This is a genomic window from Pseudomonas sp. GGS8 (genome assembly GCF_024168645.1).
In the GTDB taxonomy this organism is placed as follows: domain Bacteria; phylum Pseudomonadota; class Gammaproteobacteria; order Pseudomonadales; family Pseudomonadaceae; genus Aquipseudomonas.
In genome coordinates, this window is record NZ_JALJWF010000001.1 from 4,860,223 (window position 1) to 4,877,036 (window position 16,814).

Consider the following 16,814-nt stretch of genomic DNA (forward strand, 5'->3'; position numbering starts at 1 on the left):
ACCACCCTCGCATCCTTATCACGCGCGCGCTGCCTCAGGCGCTGCCATGGACAATGTCGGTATTCAGAACATCGGCCCCGACCAAGGTGATGGTCGTGATTTGTCCGCCCGTTTCGGCAATCGTCACGATGCTGTTTGCGCCGCTGTTGTCGATCGACTGGACAACGGCGTTCTGGTCGCCGTTGAGCACCAGCGTGTCGCGCAGGCCTGCGCTCGCATCGAAGCCGGTAACCTGGTACTTGTTCTGGGTGAATGACAAATCGACGTTGAAGGCATCCCGCTCACCGCTCGTGCCCACCAGCGTGTAGTCGAAGGTGGCGTTGCCCAAGTCGTTGGCGAACAGGTTGGCGTCGAACGTGCTCGTCGCCGCGTCCCCATCCTTGTCCGTCAGCGTCGCGTTGAACGCCAGCTTGATATCGCTGGCCAGGTTCTCGGTCTGCTGAATGAACTGGATCACCGGAATCTTGACATCGCCTCGGCCCATCGTGAGCTGAACCGCGTCGATCAGCGCCGTGCCTTGTTTCTCAACGAGGAAGGACACCTGTCCGCCGGCTTCCGGTGTCAGGGTGTTCACCTCGGTGAGGTTCGAGAACGTGCCATCCTCGTAGTAGATCCGGTAGTACAGGTCCTCGGTCGCCGTGTTGTAACCTCCCACGGAGTTGTCGATGAAGATCTTCATGGCCGACAACAGGCTCTCCGGATTGATCACGAAACTTTCATCGGTAGCGCCGATGGCCGCCAGGTTGTCTCCCTGGAGGACGTTATTGGCGACGCCGATGCCGGACGTGCTGACGTTCATGGCCCTCGGGTCGATGTACGACGGCAGGGGGTTGGTCTGTAGCTGGGCTTCGGTGGGGTCGGGTGCTCCAAGCCCGATACCGGTCAGGATGTCCGAAGTCGACGCTAGCGCCTTCGCGGAAAAGAACACAATCTCCTCGGATGCCGAAGGAATAGTTGGGTCATTCGTCTTCGGAATCAACAATGTGCGCACCGGATCCGGGCCGCCGGCACTGAGCGAGCCGTCGGCACTGCTGAGCACGACCGTCGAACTGAAGCCTTGCACCAGGTCCAGTGTATAGGTGCCATTGTTATAGGCAGTCAGCGTGTAGTCGACGGAGGTATTCGCCGTGGCGGCATTGTTGTCGAAATCGCCGGTCAACGTCCCTGCGAAATGGTAGGCGCCATTGGCGTCCGGTGAAGGCGACTGCTCGGTGAGCGTGCCGGTGCCGGTCGTGGTCGTGTTGTCTGGCCTGACGAGGGTGAATTGGTTATTCACCAACGAGATATCCAGACCGTTCGCATCCAGCCCGTCGGCTCCGGCGGAATGATCCCAGTATCCTGTTTGTGGAAGGACGCTACCGGTCCCGATCAGGTTGCCGAAGGCCAGTGTAGGGCCGTCGTCTTCGAAGATCATCTTGGAGCCGATTTCGGCGGTCGTCACAGAGGTTTGGAGCAGCGTGAAGCCACCGACATCAAAATCGGCGTGGGTATTGCCCCTGGCGTCGAGGGCTGCCCCGTTCTCGACGAGCACGCGGTTGTGATCCGAGGCTGTGGTGTATTCAATCTGGTAGCCGGCCAAAACGCCGGTGATGGTTGCAACCCCACTCGTGAAGCTGATGGTGATGGTCGGATCATTCACCGAACCGTTTGAATTTTCGAGCACCTGCCCGGTGCTGGTGTTGATGACGCGAACGTTGGTGATGGCAACCGCCGTGTCATTCCCATAGCCGTTGATGAAATTCACGCCAGGTTCAGCAGCGGTGCTGAATGCGCTGACTTTTACCACCGCACTCTTGCCGCTTTGCAACTGCACGACGTCGAAACTGGCCATCTTCGCGTTGAAGACGGCGGTAAAGTCGATATTGGCTTCAATATCGGCTTCGTTCGGATCCAGGTTGGGAACGGTCACATCCTGCCGGGCACCGGTGACGAACGAAAAGCGGATGCCTTCCTGTTCCACGATCATCTGGTTGTTGGTGCCGAAGGTGGTAGGGTTAGCCGCCTGGCTGGTAATGATGGTGTCGCCAGTGTTTATATTGGCGCCGCTTGACTGGTCTGCGGGGTCCTTGCCAGTGGCGATGATGGCGGGATCGGTGATCCGCAAGACACCCGCGTCATCGACCACGGTCGGGTTCGCCTTCGTGAACATCAGGAAGAGGTTCTGACCGGAGGGCACACCGGCCAGACTGAATTCCAGGTCCTGACTGGTTCCGACGAACACCTTATTCAGCAGATTGACCGCATCGTCGGGGTTGCTGGCGTCCGGATGCTTGAGCGGTTGGTACTCCACGGTCCAGATCTTGCCGCCCGAGGCCGGCGACCCGGTTTCTTCGATATAGGCCGCGAACACGATCGCGCCGGTTGCGCTCCCGGCCCGGCCCAGAAGGATGTTGTCGTTGGTATCGGTATAGAGAAGGATGCTGGTGCCATCGAGGGTCAACAGTCCGCTGTCCAGGCCATTGAGCGGTGCACCAGTGCTGTCGACGAAGCTGATATCGGTAATGGTTGCTCCGGGCGCGGCGCTGATGGTGAACGCATTGCTGCCCGTGTCGCCCACGGCACCGGTATAGCCACTCAAGGCTGCACCCGTTGCGGTACCTGCCCCCAGTGCGGTCAAGCGGGTAGAAAAGGTCGAGGGCAGGGACGCTACCAGAATGTCATTGCCGTCAGCGTCTCCCGCAGGGCTTGGCGTGGCGGTGGCGTTTTGCAAGCCGGCCGTTTCGTCCAGCGAAACATCCACGCCGGTGATTCCAATAGCCATGATTGTTCTCCAGAGCAATTGCGGTCATCGAGGCCTGACCGTTGACCTTGAAACGCAACTATGGAGAAGCGTCGGGGGGGGCGCATCGGCCGATACTCCCAGACGGGGTGGGAGTTTCAGACTAGTCGCCCTCGTCGGTGGCCTGCCGCGTAACGTGTATGTACCCGCCGCGTTCAAACCTTGTGGTAGAACGGCAAAAAAATGCGAGGGTGGTCTGCACCCCCCTCGCATCCTTTTACACTCGCGCCGCCTCAGGCGCTGCCATGGACAATGTCGGTATTCAGAACATCGACCCCGACCAAGGTGATGGTCGTGATTTGTCCGCCCGTTTCGGCAATCGTCACGATGCTGTTTGCGCCGCTGTTGTCGATCGACTGCACAACGGCGCCCTGGTCGCCGTTGAGCACCAGCGTGTCGCGCAGGCCTGCGCTCGCATCGAAGCCGGTGATCTGGTACTTGTTTTGGGAGAGTGACAAGTCGACGTTGAAGGCATCCCGCTCACCAGCCGTGCCCACCAGCGTGAAGTCGAAGGTGGCATTGGCCGAGTCATTGGCGAACAGGTTGGCGTCGAATGTACTCGTCGCCGGGTCCCCATCCTTGTCCGTCAGCGTTGCGTTGAACGCCAGCTTGACATCGCTGGCCAGGTTCTCGGTCTGCTGAATGAACTGGATCACCGGGATCTTGACATCGCCTCGGCCCATCGTGAGCTGAACCGCGTCGATCAACTTCGTGCCCTGCTGCTGAACGAGGAAGGACACTTGTCCGCCGGCCTCCGGCGTCACGGTGTTCACCTCGGTGAGGTTCGAGAAGGTGCCATCCTCGTAGTAGATCCGGTAGTACAGGTCCTCGGTCGCCGTGTTGTACCCCCCGACGGAGTTGTCGATGAAGATCTTCATCCCCGTCAGCAGGCTCTCCGGATTGATCACGAAACTTTCATCGGCATTGCTGATGGCCGCCAGGTTGTCTCCCTGGAGAATGTTATTGCCGACACCGATGCCGGACGTGCTGACGTTCATGGCGGCCGGGTCGATGTACGAGGGCAGGGGGGTGGTCTGTAGCTGGGCTTCGGTGGGGTCGGGTTTACCGAGCCCGATACCGCTCAGGATGTCCGCCGTCGACGCCGTTGCTTTGGCGGAAAAGAACACAATCTCCTCGGATGGCGAAGGAATCGTCGGCGGATTCTGCGCCGGGATCAACAAGGTGCGCACCGGATCCGGGCCGCCGGCACTGAGCGAACCGTCGGCACTGCTGAGCACGATCTGCGAACTGAAGCCTTGCACCAGGTCCAGTGTGTAGCTGCCATTGCTATAGGCGGTCAGCGTGTAGTCGACGCTGGTATTTGCCGTGGCGGCGTTGTTGTCGAAATCGCCGGTCAACGTCCCTGCGAAATGGTAGGCGCCATTGGCGTCCGGTGAGGGCGACTGCTCGGTGAGTGTGCCGGTGCCGGTGGTGGTCGTGTTGTCTGGCCTGACGAGGGTGAATTGGTTATTCACCAACGAAATATCCAGACCGGTTGCACCCAGTCCGTCGGCTCCGGTCGAGTGATCCCAGTACCCTGTTTGTGGAAGGATGCTACCGGTGCCGATCAGGTTGCCGAAGGCAAGTGTAGGGCCGTCGTCCTGGAACACCAGGTTCTGTCCGATGTTCAGGGTGGCATGGGCGCTGTCGCCGTCTCCATCGGTTTTGGTCGCCGTCAGGGTTACCAGATTGTCCGAGGACAGACTCGTCGAATCATTCGGATTGGTTGGATCGGGATGCACCACGGCCCGTTGCTGGTCGAGGGTGACGTCACCGTTGGTGGCCACGCTGACGGTGAACACCAGCAGGTGGGTGGTGGCTGTGCGGCCTTCGACCACGCCGCCGTTGAGCGACAGGTTCACCGCCTCACCGGTGGCGGTGTCGGTAAGCCCGGAGGCACCCGCGACCACGCCCAGCGCATAGGTCAGCGTGCCGGCGCCATCGGCGCCATACGCCGAGGTGAAGTTGGCGGCAAAGCTCTGGGTGGCGTTGGTCGCCAGTGCCGTTTCGTCGACTGTCAGGGTCGGTTCCGTGCCAGTGGTGCTGATGCTCGGTCCGTCGTCCTTGAACACCAGGTTCTGGCCGATGTTGAGGGTGGCGTGGGCACTGTCGCCGTCCTTGTCAGTGATGGTTGCCGTCAGCGTCACCAGATTGTCCGCGGTCAGGGTCTTCGAATCATCCGGATTGGTGGTATTGGGATGCACCACGGCGCGGAGCTGGTCGAGGGTGACGTCGCCATTGGCGGCCACACTGACGGTGAACACCAGTAGGTTGGTGGTGGCCGTGTGACCTTCGACCACGGTGCCGTTGAGCGACAGGTTCACCGCCTCGCCCGTAGCTGTGTCCACCAGCCCTGAGGCGCCCGCGACCACGCCCAGCGCATAGGTCAGCGTGCCGGCCCCATCAGCGCCAAACGCCGAGGTGAAGTTGGCGGCAAAGCTCTGGGTGGCGTTGGTTGCCAGTACCGTTTCGTCCACCGTCAACGTTGGTTCCGTGCCGGTGGTGCTGATGCTCGGTCCGTCGTCCTTGAACACCAGGTTCTGTCCGATGTTGAGGCTCGTATGAGCGCTGTCGCCGTCCCCATCGGTCTTGGTTGCCGTCAACGTCACCAGGTTGTCCGAGGTCAGCGTCTTCGAATCATCCGGATTGGTGGCATCGGGATGCACCACGGCGCGGATCTGGTCGAGGGTGACATCGCCATTGGCGGCGACGCTGACGGTGAACACCAGCAGGTTGCTGGTGGCGGTGCGGCCTTCGACCACGGTGCCGTTGAGCGACAGGTTGACTGCCTCACCGGTGGCCGTGTCGGTCAGCCCTGAGCCTCCCGCGACCACGCCCAGGGCATAGGTCAGCGTACCCGCGCCATCAGCGCCAAACGCCGAGGTGAAGTTGGCGGCAAAGCTCTGGGTAGCGTTGGTCGCCAGTACCGTTTCATCGACCGTCAGGGTCGGCTCGGTGCCGGTGGTGCTGATGCTCGGCCCGTCATCCTCGAAAATCATCTTGGAGCCGATTTCGGCGGTTGACGTGCTGGACTGCAGCACCTTGAAACCGCCAATGTCGAAGTCAGCGTGCGTCTTGTCGCCGCTCTTGTCGGTCAGCAACCCGGCGTTCTCGATCATCACGCGGTTGTGGTCGGTCGCCGTACTGTAGGTGATCTGCGAGTCGGTCGGAACGCCGGTGATCAGCACCGTGCCGTCGGCGTTGTAGGTGATGACGGCGCCGCTGACGGTGGCGCCCGCGAACGTCTTCACGGTGACACTGCCGTTGATGATCGCGACCTTTTCGGTGCTGTCGTTGGCGTAGCTGTTGATGAAGTTGACGCCGCTCTGCGACCCGCTGACGTTGTCGGCGTTCTTGACGGCGGTGAGCAAGAGCTTCGCGGTCGTGCCGCCCGTCTCCTGCACGATCTTGAAGGTCGCGGAGCGGGCGCCGAAGTACTGGGTGAAGTCGATGTTCGCTTCGACACCCGCTTCCCCCGGGCTCAGGTTGGGGACCGTGAAGTCCGCCTTGGCACCGGTGACGAAGCTGAAGCGCAGGCCTTCTTGTTCGGTGATCGCCTGGTTGTTGGTGCCCAGGGTTGTGCTGCCGCCGCCCTGGCTGCTGTTGACCGTATCGGCGCTGGTGATGGCAGCACTGCTTGCCGACTGATCCAGCGGATCCCTGCCGGTGACAACGATCGAGACACCGGGAATCCGGCCGTTCGCATCGGCCGTCGCGCCCGCGGTCGTGAACATCAGGAACAACTGCTGGCCCGACGGCGCATTGGCCAGACTGAATTCCGCATCCTGACCGGCTCCGATGAACACCTTGTTCAGCAGATTGACCGCATCGTCGGGGTTGCTGGCGTCCGGATGCTTGAGCGGTTGGTACTCCACGGTCCAGATTTTGCCGCCCGAGAGCGGCGACCCGGTTTCTTCGATATAGGCCGCGAACACGATCGCGCCGGTTGCACTCCCGGCTCGGCCCACAAGGATGTTGTCGTTGCTCGTATCCGTATAGAGAAGGATGCTGGTGCCATCGAGGGTGTCCAGTCCGCTGTCCACGCCATTGAGCGCTGCGCCTGTGCTGTCGACGAAGCTGATATTGGTAATGGTTGCTCCGGGGTCGGCGCTGACGCTGAACGCATTGCTGCCGGTGTTGCCCGCGGCACCGGTATAGCCACTCAAGGCCGCACCCGTTGCGGTACCTGCACCCAGTGCGGTCAAACGAGTAGAGAAAGTCGAGGGCAGGGAGGCCAGCAGAATGTCGTTGTCATCAGCGTCCCCCGCAGGGCTTGGCGTGGCGGTGCTGTTCTGCAATCCGGCCGTTTCGTCCAGCGTAACGCTCGCGCCGGAGGCCACAACGCTTAGAGCGTTGACGGTAACTGAGTCGAGGGTCGGAATGTATAGAAGCGTTGGATCGCTCGTTAGCGATGAGTTTTGCTCGCCGATAGCCATGACTTTCTCCAGAGCAATTGCGGTCATCGAGGCCTGACCGTTGACCTTTGGCCGCAACTATGGAGAAGCGCCGGGGAATGCGCATCGTCCGAAACTCCCACGCGGAGTGGGAGTTTCAGACTACTTGGGAGGGGAAAAGGGGATGAGGGCGCGAAGGAGTAGTGTCGTATATTGCGATTGTGAATGAGGGCATGACGCCGGGGTTCTAAGGCCGCCCGGGCCGTTAACCGCGAACGCCTCGAGCTGAGTTTGAGTCAGCTCGGGCGGGCGGGTTTAATTCGGGTCGTCTGGACAGCCAGCGTCATTCAAATCTAACCCTTGTTCGTTGAGGCCGGCGAGCTCATGAGGGGATTCCTCCACGCCGTATCACAATGGGCGGCTCGATCAGCCGCAGTTCGAGCTCACCCGAGGCAGGTACGAAGCGCGGGCCAGTGCTTTCAGGCGTTGCCCGTAACCTCCAGGTGCGCTGCACCTTCGCCAGTTTGGCCACTCCCGACGCCACGGACCAGCGCCGGCAGACCTTCTCCAGCTTGAGCGGGTAAAGGGTGAGTTGGTCGCCGTTGAAGTGCATGCGCAGGAAGCATTTGTGGTCGGCGATGCGTTGCGAGGAAAAAACCACTTCGCTGTGTAGCCCCCAAAAGGTATTGCCCATGACCATCCAGGCACCGAACAGCAAGCCTCCCAAACTACCGCCGAGGATCAGTGTCCCCACCAGGAACAACAAGACCTGGAGCAGGTTTTCTACCTCGAACTGCAAGTAGTGGATGTTGATACGGCCCATGAGCCACAGCAGCCCGATCGCCAGTCCCAGGTGAAGCAACCCGTGAACGGCCCCGATGCCATAGGCAAGCTTTCGGGTGCGCTTGACCCCGGCGGCTGAGAGCACTGCGCAGCCCAACACAATGGTCACGGCGAGCATCACCGATGAAGGACTGTGTGCCAGGACCAGGACCAACTGTCGCCATACCTCGCGCAGGTTGGGAATAGATACTTCGAGGCCAGACAATACCTCGACCAGGCTGCGATTATCGCGCGCCGGGTGGGGCACCTTGCTGGCGCTTTCTACCATCCAGTCGAACAGCAAGTACATGATGGCCAGCATGCCGCAGAACGAGAGGTTGTGGGTGGGCAGCCGCCATGCCCGATTACGCAGCTGTTCGGAAGTCTTTTTGTCCGGATAGGTCGCCGCCAGCTCGTAGTGCTGCGGGGTTCCACCGACGTTGATCGGCTCGGGTGGGTCTGGAAGCTGGTGAGTGCCATGCAAGAAGGCGCCGCCGCCTCCGCAGGTAATGCGTTGCGGTGCCTGGCTGCCGGCTTTTGGCTGGTAGCGCGCGTAGTGGTGCGAGTCTCCGGCCAGAACCACTGCCAAGTGCTCACCCAAGAGCTGCTCGATCTCGCGCAGGCTGCTGAAGCGCAGGGTCTGGGTCTCGATCGAGGGCAACGTCTTGCGCCCCACGCGTGCGAGTCGTTCGGCCTCATCCACCCAGCTCGGCTCGGGTGTACAGAGGATCACGCGGTCGCCTGGTTGCAGTTTGGTGTGCATCTGTTCGAAGTATTGCTTCTGCTGGCGGTCGATCATCGACTCCAATTGCAGGTCCAGACCCCAGATCCACCAGCCATTGGGCAGTTGCAGCACGTAGTAACTGGTGCGCTGGCGGGTTTCCCAGCCGCCAATGGGTTTCTGCTCGCAAAACAGTTGGGAGAAACCGCGCAGGCCGTCATACCAATCGTGGTTGCCGGGTGTCGCCACAATCCATGGTGCACCCGGTTGCGGTACGGGCTGGTCCTGCTCATTAGGGCGCACCTTGGGGACCGGCGCCGGGAAGGCGGCGCGGAAGGGGTCCAGGAAACGGGTGCGGTAACCGGATTGGGCCGGTGTGGGATAGACCTGATCGCCGCCGAGCAGCAGCACGTCGCCGCGCGGCAGCGTGAGTTCCGGCAACTTGACATCCTGGCTGACGCACAGCGCCATGGAATAGGTGGAGTCCCAGCCATCGCCGGTATCCGCCAGATAGTCGATCCACACGTCGCCGTCGGCAGCCACCTGAATGGGTGGGTTAGAGTCCCGAGGGGTGAGCATGGCCAGCACATCGCGTGGGTCCGCGAAGGCACCCATGGTGGTGGCCACGGCCGATTGCACGCCTGTGCGCATGAGCTGAAACGGGCCTAGCCAGTTGACCATCGGCTCCTGGGTGTAAAGCTCGATGCGGCTATTGGTCGTGGAAGGCTGGGTGGCGTGGGTCATGGCGAGGAGCGCAGAGTGCCCCTCTCCAAAGTCTCCATCTCCAGCGCGGAACTCAATCGATTGCTCCTTCATCGCTTAGCCTCCATTGCGGTAAGAGTCCGGTATGCCGGAAGGGTTTTACGCCTTGTCGGCTGATTCAGAATAGGCCAGTTATGCGAGAGCCGCCGGTTCATGGCAAGACGCTCAAAACGATGGACCCGCCAGAATGGTGGGTCCGAAAGGGGGAGATCAGAGTGTCGGCAACTGCCCGATGCGGCCCATCATCTCGGTCACGATCTGCAGGTCCAGCAGGAACTGGTCGACGGTCTTGAACTCGTTGTCGTTGTGCCCGGTGTACTTGAGTTCGGGCCTGGCTAAACCGAACTGCACGCCGTTGGGCAGCTCATGGACCGAGGTGGCGCCGGCAGAGGTGCCGAACTTGTGTTCCATGCCAAGGTTTTCGCTGGCCACCGCCAACAGCGCCTTGACCCATTCACCTTCGGGGTTGCGGTACATTGGCTCGGCGATCTTGTAGTCGAAGGCCACTGCAATGTGAGTCTTCTTGCTCCAGGCATCCAGCTTTTCGGCGATTTCAGCCTTGAGCGCTTCCGGGGACTTGCCCTTCGGCACGCGCAGGTTGACCGCAAGCTTGAAGGTTTTTTCATCCATCCCGACATAGGTCAGGGAGGTGGTCAGCGGCCCCATGAAGGCATCGGAAAAACCGACCCCCAACTTGCCCCCCAGGTAGTCCAGCCCCCAGTTATCGACGGCATAACGGGCGGCGTCGGTCATGTGGTTGTGCTTGAGCGCGACCTTGCCATCGAGGCTGTTGATGAAGCCCAGCATCCGTGCCACGGGGTTGATGCCTGACTCGGGTTCGGAGGAGTGGGCAGAAACGCCGGTGACCGTAAGCTTGACGTCCTTGCCGACGACGTTGGCGGTCACCTCGAAGTTGCCGCCATTGCGCTTGGCATAATCGGTGCCGGCCTTCTGCAGGCTGGCGGCCAATTCGGCGGGCTTGTCAGTCACAAGGGTGGCGACCGACGTCGACGGAATCTGGTTGGTTGCCAGGCCGCCCGTCATTGAGGTGATTTCGGCGCCCTTGCCCTGAGCGTTACGCCGGGCAAAGTTCGCCATGACGGTGCCGTAGCCTTTCTCGGCAATCACCACCGGGTAGCCGCCATCCAGCGCCAGGTTGTAGTTGGGTGTCGGGTTGTGTTCGAAGTAATAGGGGATGGCGTCGCCGGTGGTTTCCTCGGTGGTGTCTACCAGCAACTTGAAATGGCGAGCCAGCGGCAGCTTCTCTTCCTTGATGATCTTCATGGCGTAGAGCGCGACCACGATGCCGTTTTTGTCATCCTCGGTGCCTCGGCCATACATACGGTCGCCGACCAGGGTGACCTTGAACGGGTCGAGGCGGGTGCCGTCTTTCAAGACCCAGTTCTCCGGCGTCACGGGCACCACATCGGCGTGCGCGTGAATGCCCACGACTTCGTCGCCACCCCCTTCGAGGGATATTTCATAGACGCGGTTGTCGATGTTGCGAAAGTTCAGGTTGAAGGCCTGGGCCAGGCCCTTGAGCGTGTCGCCGATCTTGATGAATTCAGGGTTGTCGTGTTGGGCCACGCCGTCCACGCGGAAGGTCGGGATGGCCACCAGTTCGCGCAGCGTCTCGGTGGCAGCGTTGCCGTATTTCACCCGTGCATAGAGGCCAAGCAGGCGATGGATCTCGTTCTGCTGTTCAGCGGTAAGGGGCTTGTTGCCCTGGAAAGCACTGATCGCCGGGCCGAGGTTGCCGGTTTTGGCAAGCTCGCTCTTGGCCAGGCGCTCCAGGAATTGTCTGAAATCCGTTACTGATGCATCGCTGAAGGTTTTGAGGATGGTCGCACTCTGTTGCGGGGTGATGTTGGCGTGCGCTGACGTGGTGAACGACGAAAGGCTGGCCAGCATCAGGGTTGTCGCGGCCAGTTGCTTAAGTGAAAAGTCCATTGCTGGGGGCATTCCTTTGCAGGTGGTTGGTAGGAAATATCTGATTGATTAGTCAGAAACTTTTCCAAACTAACACCAAGAGGGAGTAGTACGGGAGTACCTGAAGTGCGATCTGTCGCACAGAAATGCAAAAGAGACGCAGAAATGAAAAAGCCTACCAACGCAACTCGATGGCATTTTGCGCGTCCGTCTGGAGGCTGCTGCCCAAGCGTTTGCACTCGCGAGAAAGGGTGTCTTGCAGCCATTGACGGTCATCCCCTTCGGCGTGACAGAGGCGAAAGCGCTGCAGGCGAGTGGGTATCAGCTCCAGCGTCTGCAGGTGCCCGTCCGGGGCCAGCGAGGCAAAGTACAAAAGCCCCAGGTCACCGCGATAATCTGCGTGGCCCTCGATGCCTTCGTAATCGTTCAGCAGATCCCCGCAGCCATAGAGAATCAGGCGTTCGCGGTACACCTCGATGCCCTTGACGTGGTGTGAGGAGTGGCCGTGCACCAAGTCAACTCCGGCTTCATCGATCAGGGCATGGGCGAACCGGACCTGCTCCTGCGGGATCTCGAACCCCCAGTTTCCGCCCCAATGAATGGAGGCCACCACCCGATCCCCAGGATTTTTGTACTTGAGAATCCGTTCGGCCGCAGGGCGCAGGCTTTGCATCGACAGATCTTCCAGCCGCGCGACGCCCGCGCGGCTATCCGTGGCGGCCCACTGCGGTGGAATGCCGCTGTCGGGTGCGCCGAGGCCAAACACCAGCAAGCGCCGCCCTCCAGGCAGCGGCAGCACGGCGGGTGCTTCGGCAGATTGCCGGTTGTGCCCGGCGCCGGCGCTGCGCATTCCGTTACTCGATAGGGTGGCCAACGTATCGGCCAGGCCAGGGGCGCCCCAGTCCAGCACATGGTTGTTGGCCAGCACGCAGCAGTCGATGCCGGCGGCGCTGATGGCCGGGAAGTTCTCCGGGCTCATGCGGTAATTGATGCCCTTTGGTTCCGGTCTTCCGCGGCGGGATACCGCTGTTTCCAGATTGATGATGCGTGCGTGTGGCTGGCGACGTTCGAACTCATCCAGCGCAACGCCCCAGATATAGGTGAAATCGACCGGGCGGGGAATCGGGCCATTGTGTCGTTCTGCCAGCCGGACATAATCACCCGCATTTTTGACGTAGTCTTCGTAAAGCTGCGTATCGCCAGGATGCGGCAGTACGAAGTCAATGCCGCGGGCGGTCATGACATCGCCGCAGAGAAACAGCTTCAGCGTATCGGTAACGGCTGCCATGGCACCCTCCGGATATCCCGAATTGCCTGGATCAACAGTAAATGTCTGTTTTAAAACAAATTAGTTTGTTTTTGGGCTTCCCAGACGCCGCGAAAGTTGATAAATTTCCGCGCGTTCTTGCAGAGGCCCTTACAGGGCTGGCAATTCAAGGACGCAGCAGCTACAGGGGCGTCGCCAAGCGGTAAGGCAGCAGGTTTTGATCCTGCCATGCGTTGGTTCGAATCCAGCCGCCCCTGCCATTTTCTTACATCCATCCCGATATGACTCAGCCTGCAGGTATTGCGTAGCTCCGGGATGGTTGTCTTTACGAGAAACGCCAACGCCGATCCGGCCTGGCGTTTTTTTGTGTCGCTCATTCAGCCGACTTGAGAGCGTAGCGAGCGCGACACCGTAGCGGCGCGCTCGCCCGTCACTCAGTGGGGCGCGCGAGGGATGGTCTTGAGCAGGTCTTCAGGGCTGATGTAGCCGACGACCGGCTGCGCCACGCTGCCCGGTTGCGGCAGGCCAAGGATGTGCCCCTTCATCTTGCCGATCACGTGCATTTCGCAGGGCTTGCAGTCGAACTTCAGCGTCAACACCTCGTCACCGTGCACCAGTTGCATCGGCGCGACCTTGGTGCGCACGCCGGTGACGCCTTTGGCCTGCTTGGGGCAGAGGTTGAAGGAGAAGCGCAGGCAGTGCTTGGTGATCATCACCGGCACCTCGCCGGTCTCCTCGTGAGCCTCATAGGCCGCGTCGATCAGCTTGACGCCGTGCCGGTGATAGAAGTCGCGGGCTTTCTGGTTGTAGACGTTGGCCAGGAACGACAGGTGCGACTCCGGGTACACCGGTGGCGGATTGGTCTCGGCTTTGCGACCACCCCGTGGGTGGGCTTCGATGCGGGCTGTGGTCAGCGCGTCGATGACTTCGCGGCGCAAGGCCTTGAGCTGCGAGTTGGGAATGAAATACGCCTGCGGTGCATCCAGCTTGATATCCGTGGCGTGGTACTGCGTGGTGCCCAATTGACCGAGCAGGTCGTGCAGTTGCTCCAGGGCCTGGTCCGGCTTGTTGGCCAGACCGAATGGACCGTCCAGGGCGACACTGGCGCTGACACCTTCCTCGCTGGTGGCGGTCAGTTCCAGGCGATCCTCACGCAGGCGAGCGACCCAGGCCAGACCCACCCGGCGCTCGGCGGAGGTCTTGAGCAGGGCTTGCTGCCAGTTGTGGTCGAGGTTGCGGCTCAGCGGGTGATTCGGCCGCAGCTGATGCAGCCCCTTCGGCATTTCGTTGGGCTCGACACGGTAGCGGTAGCGCTTTTCACCGTCTTCTTCGAACTCGCCCTTGGGCTCGGCGATGTTAGTGCGCCAGCCCACTACCTCGCGCTTGACCAGCACATTGAGGCCGTCGCCGTTGGACAGCGGTTCGTGGGTGACCACCAGCAGGTCGCGCTTGCCGACTTTCTCCACCACGCCCACCGGCAGGCCAGTGAACGTCGGTGAGTCAAAGGCGCCGATGTCGATCTTGCGCTCGCTGACGAAGTAGTCGGTGCTGCCGCGGTGGAAGGTCTTGTCCGGATCGGGCAGGAAGAAGTGTGCGGTGCGGCCGCTGGAAGCGCGAGCCAGGTCCGGGCGGTCTTCGAGGACATCGTCCAGGCGCTGGCGATAGTAGGCAGTGATGTTCTTCACATAGCCCATATCCTTGTAGCGCCCTTCGATCTTGAACGAGCGTACGCCGGCTTCCACCAGCGCGCGGATGTTGGCGCTCTGGTTGTTGTCCTTCATCGACAGCAGGTGTTTTTCGTAAGCGATCACACCGCCTTTTTCGTCCTTGAGGGTGTAGGGCAGGCGGCAAGCCTGGGAGCAGTCGCCACGGTTGGCGCTACGGCCGGTCTGCGCGTGGGAGATGTTGCACTGGCCGGAGAACGCCACGCACAGCGCGCCGTGGATGAAAAACTCGATGGCCGCGTCGGTCTCGTCGGCAATGGCGCGGATCTCCTGGAGGTTCAGCTCGCGGGCCAGTACCAGTTGCGAGAAGCCGGCCTGATCGAGGAACTTCGCCCGCGCCAGGGTGCGGATGTCGGTCTGGGTGCTGGCGTGCAGCTCGATCGGTGGAATGTCCAGCTCCATCACGCCCAGGTCCTGGACGATCAGCGCATCGACGCCGGCGTCGTACAACTGGTGGATCAGCTTGCGCGCCGGCTCCAGTTCGTTGTCGTGCAGGATTGTGTTGATGGTGGTGAACACCCGCGCGTGATAGCGACGGGCGAATTCCACCAATTGGGCGATATCGCTCACCTCGTTACAGGCGTTGTGGCGGGCGCCGAAGCTCGGGCCGCCGATGTACACCGCGTCGGCGCCATGCAGGATGGCCTCGCGGGCGATGGCCACGTCGCGGGCGGGGCTGAGCAGTTCCAGGTGATGCTTGGGTAGGGACATGTTTTTTTAGTCTGGCTTGTCACGGTCAAGGTGCGCATTGTAGCGGCGAAACGCTTGACCGGCACCCATGTGCTGCCCGGTGGCTACGTTGTGATCGGGGCTTTGGCCGCAGTTGGGTTCTGCGCCGCTATCGTGATGACCTGTGCAAGGCGTTTAGTGGCGGACTCAATGTCTTCGGCACTGAAACCACCCAGGCCCAAAATCAATCCCGAACGGCCATTGCCACCGGCATACATCGGGGATACGGCACGTACCGATACCTGAGCTTCGGACGCTTTGGTGGCGACCCACTGATCGTCGATACCCTCCGCCAGCCAAAGCACCAGATGCATGCCTTGATCGCTCGGCTCCAGCCATGCAAGTTCGCGAGGAATCAGTCTGGCAACCGCCTCGATGATCTGCCTGTGGATGTCTGCGTATACGCCGCGAATTCGCCGGATGTGCCGATCCAGATGTCCTTCTGCGATGAACGCTGCGAGCACGTGCTGATCGGCGTTGGCGGGATGCCGATCCATCAGGGCCCGCGCACCGCAAAAGGCTTGCACCAGATAAGGCGGAACGATTGCATAGCCGAGTCGTAGCGAGGGGAACAGGATTTTGCTGAACGTCCCCAGGTAGATAACCCGGTCGGGGTCCAGCCCCTGCAAGGATGGAAAAGGGTGGCCGGCGTAACGCAGTTCACTGTCGTAATCGTCCTCGACGATCCAGGCATCGGACGCCCTGGCCCATGCCAGCAAGGCATTGCGTCTGGCCATGCTCATTGGCATGCCGAGCGGGTATTGATGTGACGAGGTCACAAAGGCTGCCCGTGCCTGGGGGCATTGCGCTATGCCGTTTTCAACATTCATCCCCTCGGCATCAACCGGGACGCGGATCATTTGTTCGCTATGGCCCGCGCTTTCCAGAATCCCGGTGATACCCCGGTAGGCTGGATCCTCCACCCACGCGAAATCCCCCACATCGAGCAACACCTGACAGGCGAGGTACAGGCCTTGTTGCGTGCCGGAGGTGATGATCACCTGGCTCGCGTCACAGCGCACAGAGCGTGATTTGCGCACGTAATCCGCTACTGCTTCCCGTAATTCAAGTGCGCCTTGTGGATCACCGTATCCCGAGGGAGCGCCGGGGCCCCGCGCCCTGATGCGATTGCCGAGGCGACGCCAAATATCGTCGGGCGCCGCTTTGCCAATCGGCACCGAGACCGAGAACGGAATCTGCGCAGCTGCTCCAAATTGCCGGGCCACCTGAGCGAACCGTTCGATTTGCGCAGAGGGCGTCCACGACCTGGCTTTGGTTGGCCGACCTTGCTCCTGCGGGGTGGTCGGCGACACGTCTGCCAAAGAGCGGGCCACCCGTGTGCCTGCTCTGCCTTGGGATTCCAGGAAGCCCTCGGCGATCAACTGCTCAAAGGCTTCGATGACGGTGCCTCGGGCAATCGTCAGCGATTTGCCGAGAATGCGCGTCGATGGCAGCAGCTCACCAGGCTTGAGGTCGCCCCTGCGGATCGCGGACCGCAGCGCTTGAGCAAGCTGTCGTCCCAATTGACCCGCGGTTCGATCCAGCGCGCCCAGCGATGGAATTTCAACAACGTTGGCTTTACGTGCCATCAATTCTGGCTCAGTCATTATGTTGGATATTGGTTCTATACCATGGGCCAGTTCGTCAGCACAATTCGTGTGAAGGCCGCCTCACTACTGGCGCGATG

Annotated in this window: 8 protein-coding genes and 1 tRNA gene; 2 read left to right on the plus strand and 7 right to left on the minus strand. The window is 61.1% G+C overall.

The features are described from left to right. Positions 1-34: 34 nt before the first annotated feature. The 5 genes from J3D54_RS21800 to J3D54_RS21820 all read right to left on the minus strand — a co-directional run bounded on the left by J3D54_RS21800 (position 35) and on the right by J3D54_RS21820 (position 12,695). Positions 35-2,761 carry a hypothetical protein gene (locus tag J3D54_RS21800; RefSeq protein WP_253422526.1) on the minus strand — a complete coding sequence of 909 codons (2,727 nt, stop codon included), beginning with the start codon at positions 2,759-2,761 and terminating at the stop codon, positions 35-37. A 251-nt stretch (positions 2,762-3,012) separates the two neighbouring features. Beyond that, positions 3,013-7,215, minus strand: coding sequence for a DUF5801 repeats-in-toxin domain-containing protein (locus J3D54_RS21805; protein WP_253426710.1), 4,203 nt, complete (start codon positions 7,213-7,215; stop codon positions 3,013-3,015). A 340-nt stretch (positions 7,216-7,555) separates the two neighbouring features. Then, entirely contained in the window at positions 7,556-9,532 is a 1,977-nt protein-coding gene (locus J3D54_RS21810; protein WP_253422528.1) for a metallophosphoesterase, read from the minus strand. A 156-nt stretch (positions 9,533-9,688) separates the two neighbouring features. Further along, positions 9,689-11,428 carry a dipeptidase gene (locus J3D54_RS21815; protein WP_253422529.1) on the minus strand — a complete coding sequence of 580 codons (1,740 nt, stop codon included), beginning with the start codon at positions 11,426-11,428 and terminating at the stop codon, positions 9,689-9,691. Positions 11,429-11,582: 154 nt separating this feature from the next. Then, entirely contained in the window at positions 11,583-12,695 is a 1,113-nt protein-coding gene (locus J3D54_RS21820; protein WP_253422531.1) for a CapA family protein, read from the minus strand. A 41-nt stretch (positions 12,696-12,736) separates the two neighbouring features. Here J3D54_RS21820 and J3D54_RS21825 point away from each other — a divergent pair, with 41 nt between their 5' ends. Continuing rightward, positions 12,737-12,880 carry a hypothetical protein gene (locus J3D54_RS21825; protein WP_253422533.1) on the plus strand — a complete coding sequence of 48 codons (144 nt, stop codon included), beginning with the start codon at positions 12,737-12,739 and terminating at the stop codon, positions 12,878-12,880. Beyond that, positions 12,860-12,934: transfer RNA gene (locus J3D54_RS21830), tRNA-Gln, on the plus strand. Before J3D54_RS21825 ends, J3D54_RS21830 begins: the two co-directional genes overlap by 21 nt. Before the next feature lie 174 nt (positions 12,935-13,108). On the opposite strand, the gene J3D54_RS21835 is transcribed toward J3D54_RS21830, so the two are convergent. Further along, a complete protein-coding gene (locus J3D54_RS21835) occupies positions 13,109-15,109 on the minus strand; it encodes a U32 family peptidase (RefSeq protein WP_253422535.1) in 2,001 nt (666 codons plus the stop codon). Positions 15,110-15,192: 83 nt separating this feature from the next. After that, complete coding sequence (locus J3D54_RS21840) at positions 15,193-16,716, minus strand: PLP-dependent aminotransferase family protein (protein ID WP_253422537.1); 1,524 nt, start codon at positions 16,714-16,716, stop codon at positions 15,193-15,195. Positions 16,717-16,814 lie beyond the last annotated feature (98 nt).

Excerpts from the sequence above, each read along its gene's own strand:
- J3D54_RS21800 (WP_253422526.1), bottom strand. The coding sequence starts at position 2,761 with ATGGCTATTGGAATCACCGGCGTGGATGTTTCGCTGGACGAAACGGCC.
- J3D54_RS21805 (WP_253426710.1), bottom strand. The coding sequence starts at position 7,215 with ATGGCTATCGGCGAGCAAAACTCATCGCTAACGAGCGATCCAACGCTT.
- J3D54_RS21810 (WP_253422528.1), bottom strand. The coding sequence starts at position 9,532 with ATGAAGGAGCAATCGATTGAGTTCCGCGCTGGAGATGGAGACTTTGGA.
- J3D54_RS21815 (WP_253422529.1), bottom strand. The coding sequence starts at position 11,428 with ATGGACTTTTCACTTAAGCAACTGGCCGCGACAACCCTGATGCTGGCC.
- J3D54_RS21820 (WP_253422531.1), bottom strand. The coding sequence starts at position 12,695 with ATGGCAGCCGTTACCGATACGCTGAAGCTGTTTCTCTGCGGCGATGTC.
- J3D54_RS21825 (WP_253422533.1), top strand. The coding sequence starts at position 12,737 with ATGTCTGTTTTAAAACAAATTAGTTTGTTTTTGGGCTTCCCAGACGCC.
- J3D54_RS21835 (WP_253422535.1), bottom strand. The coding sequence starts at position 15,109 with ATGTCCCTACCCAAGCATCACCTGGAACTGCTCAGCCCCGCCCGCGAC.
- J3D54_RS21840 (WP_253422537.1), bottom strand. The coding sequence starts at position 16,716 with ATGGCACGTAAAGCCAACGTTGTTGAAATTCCATCGCTGGGCGCGCTG.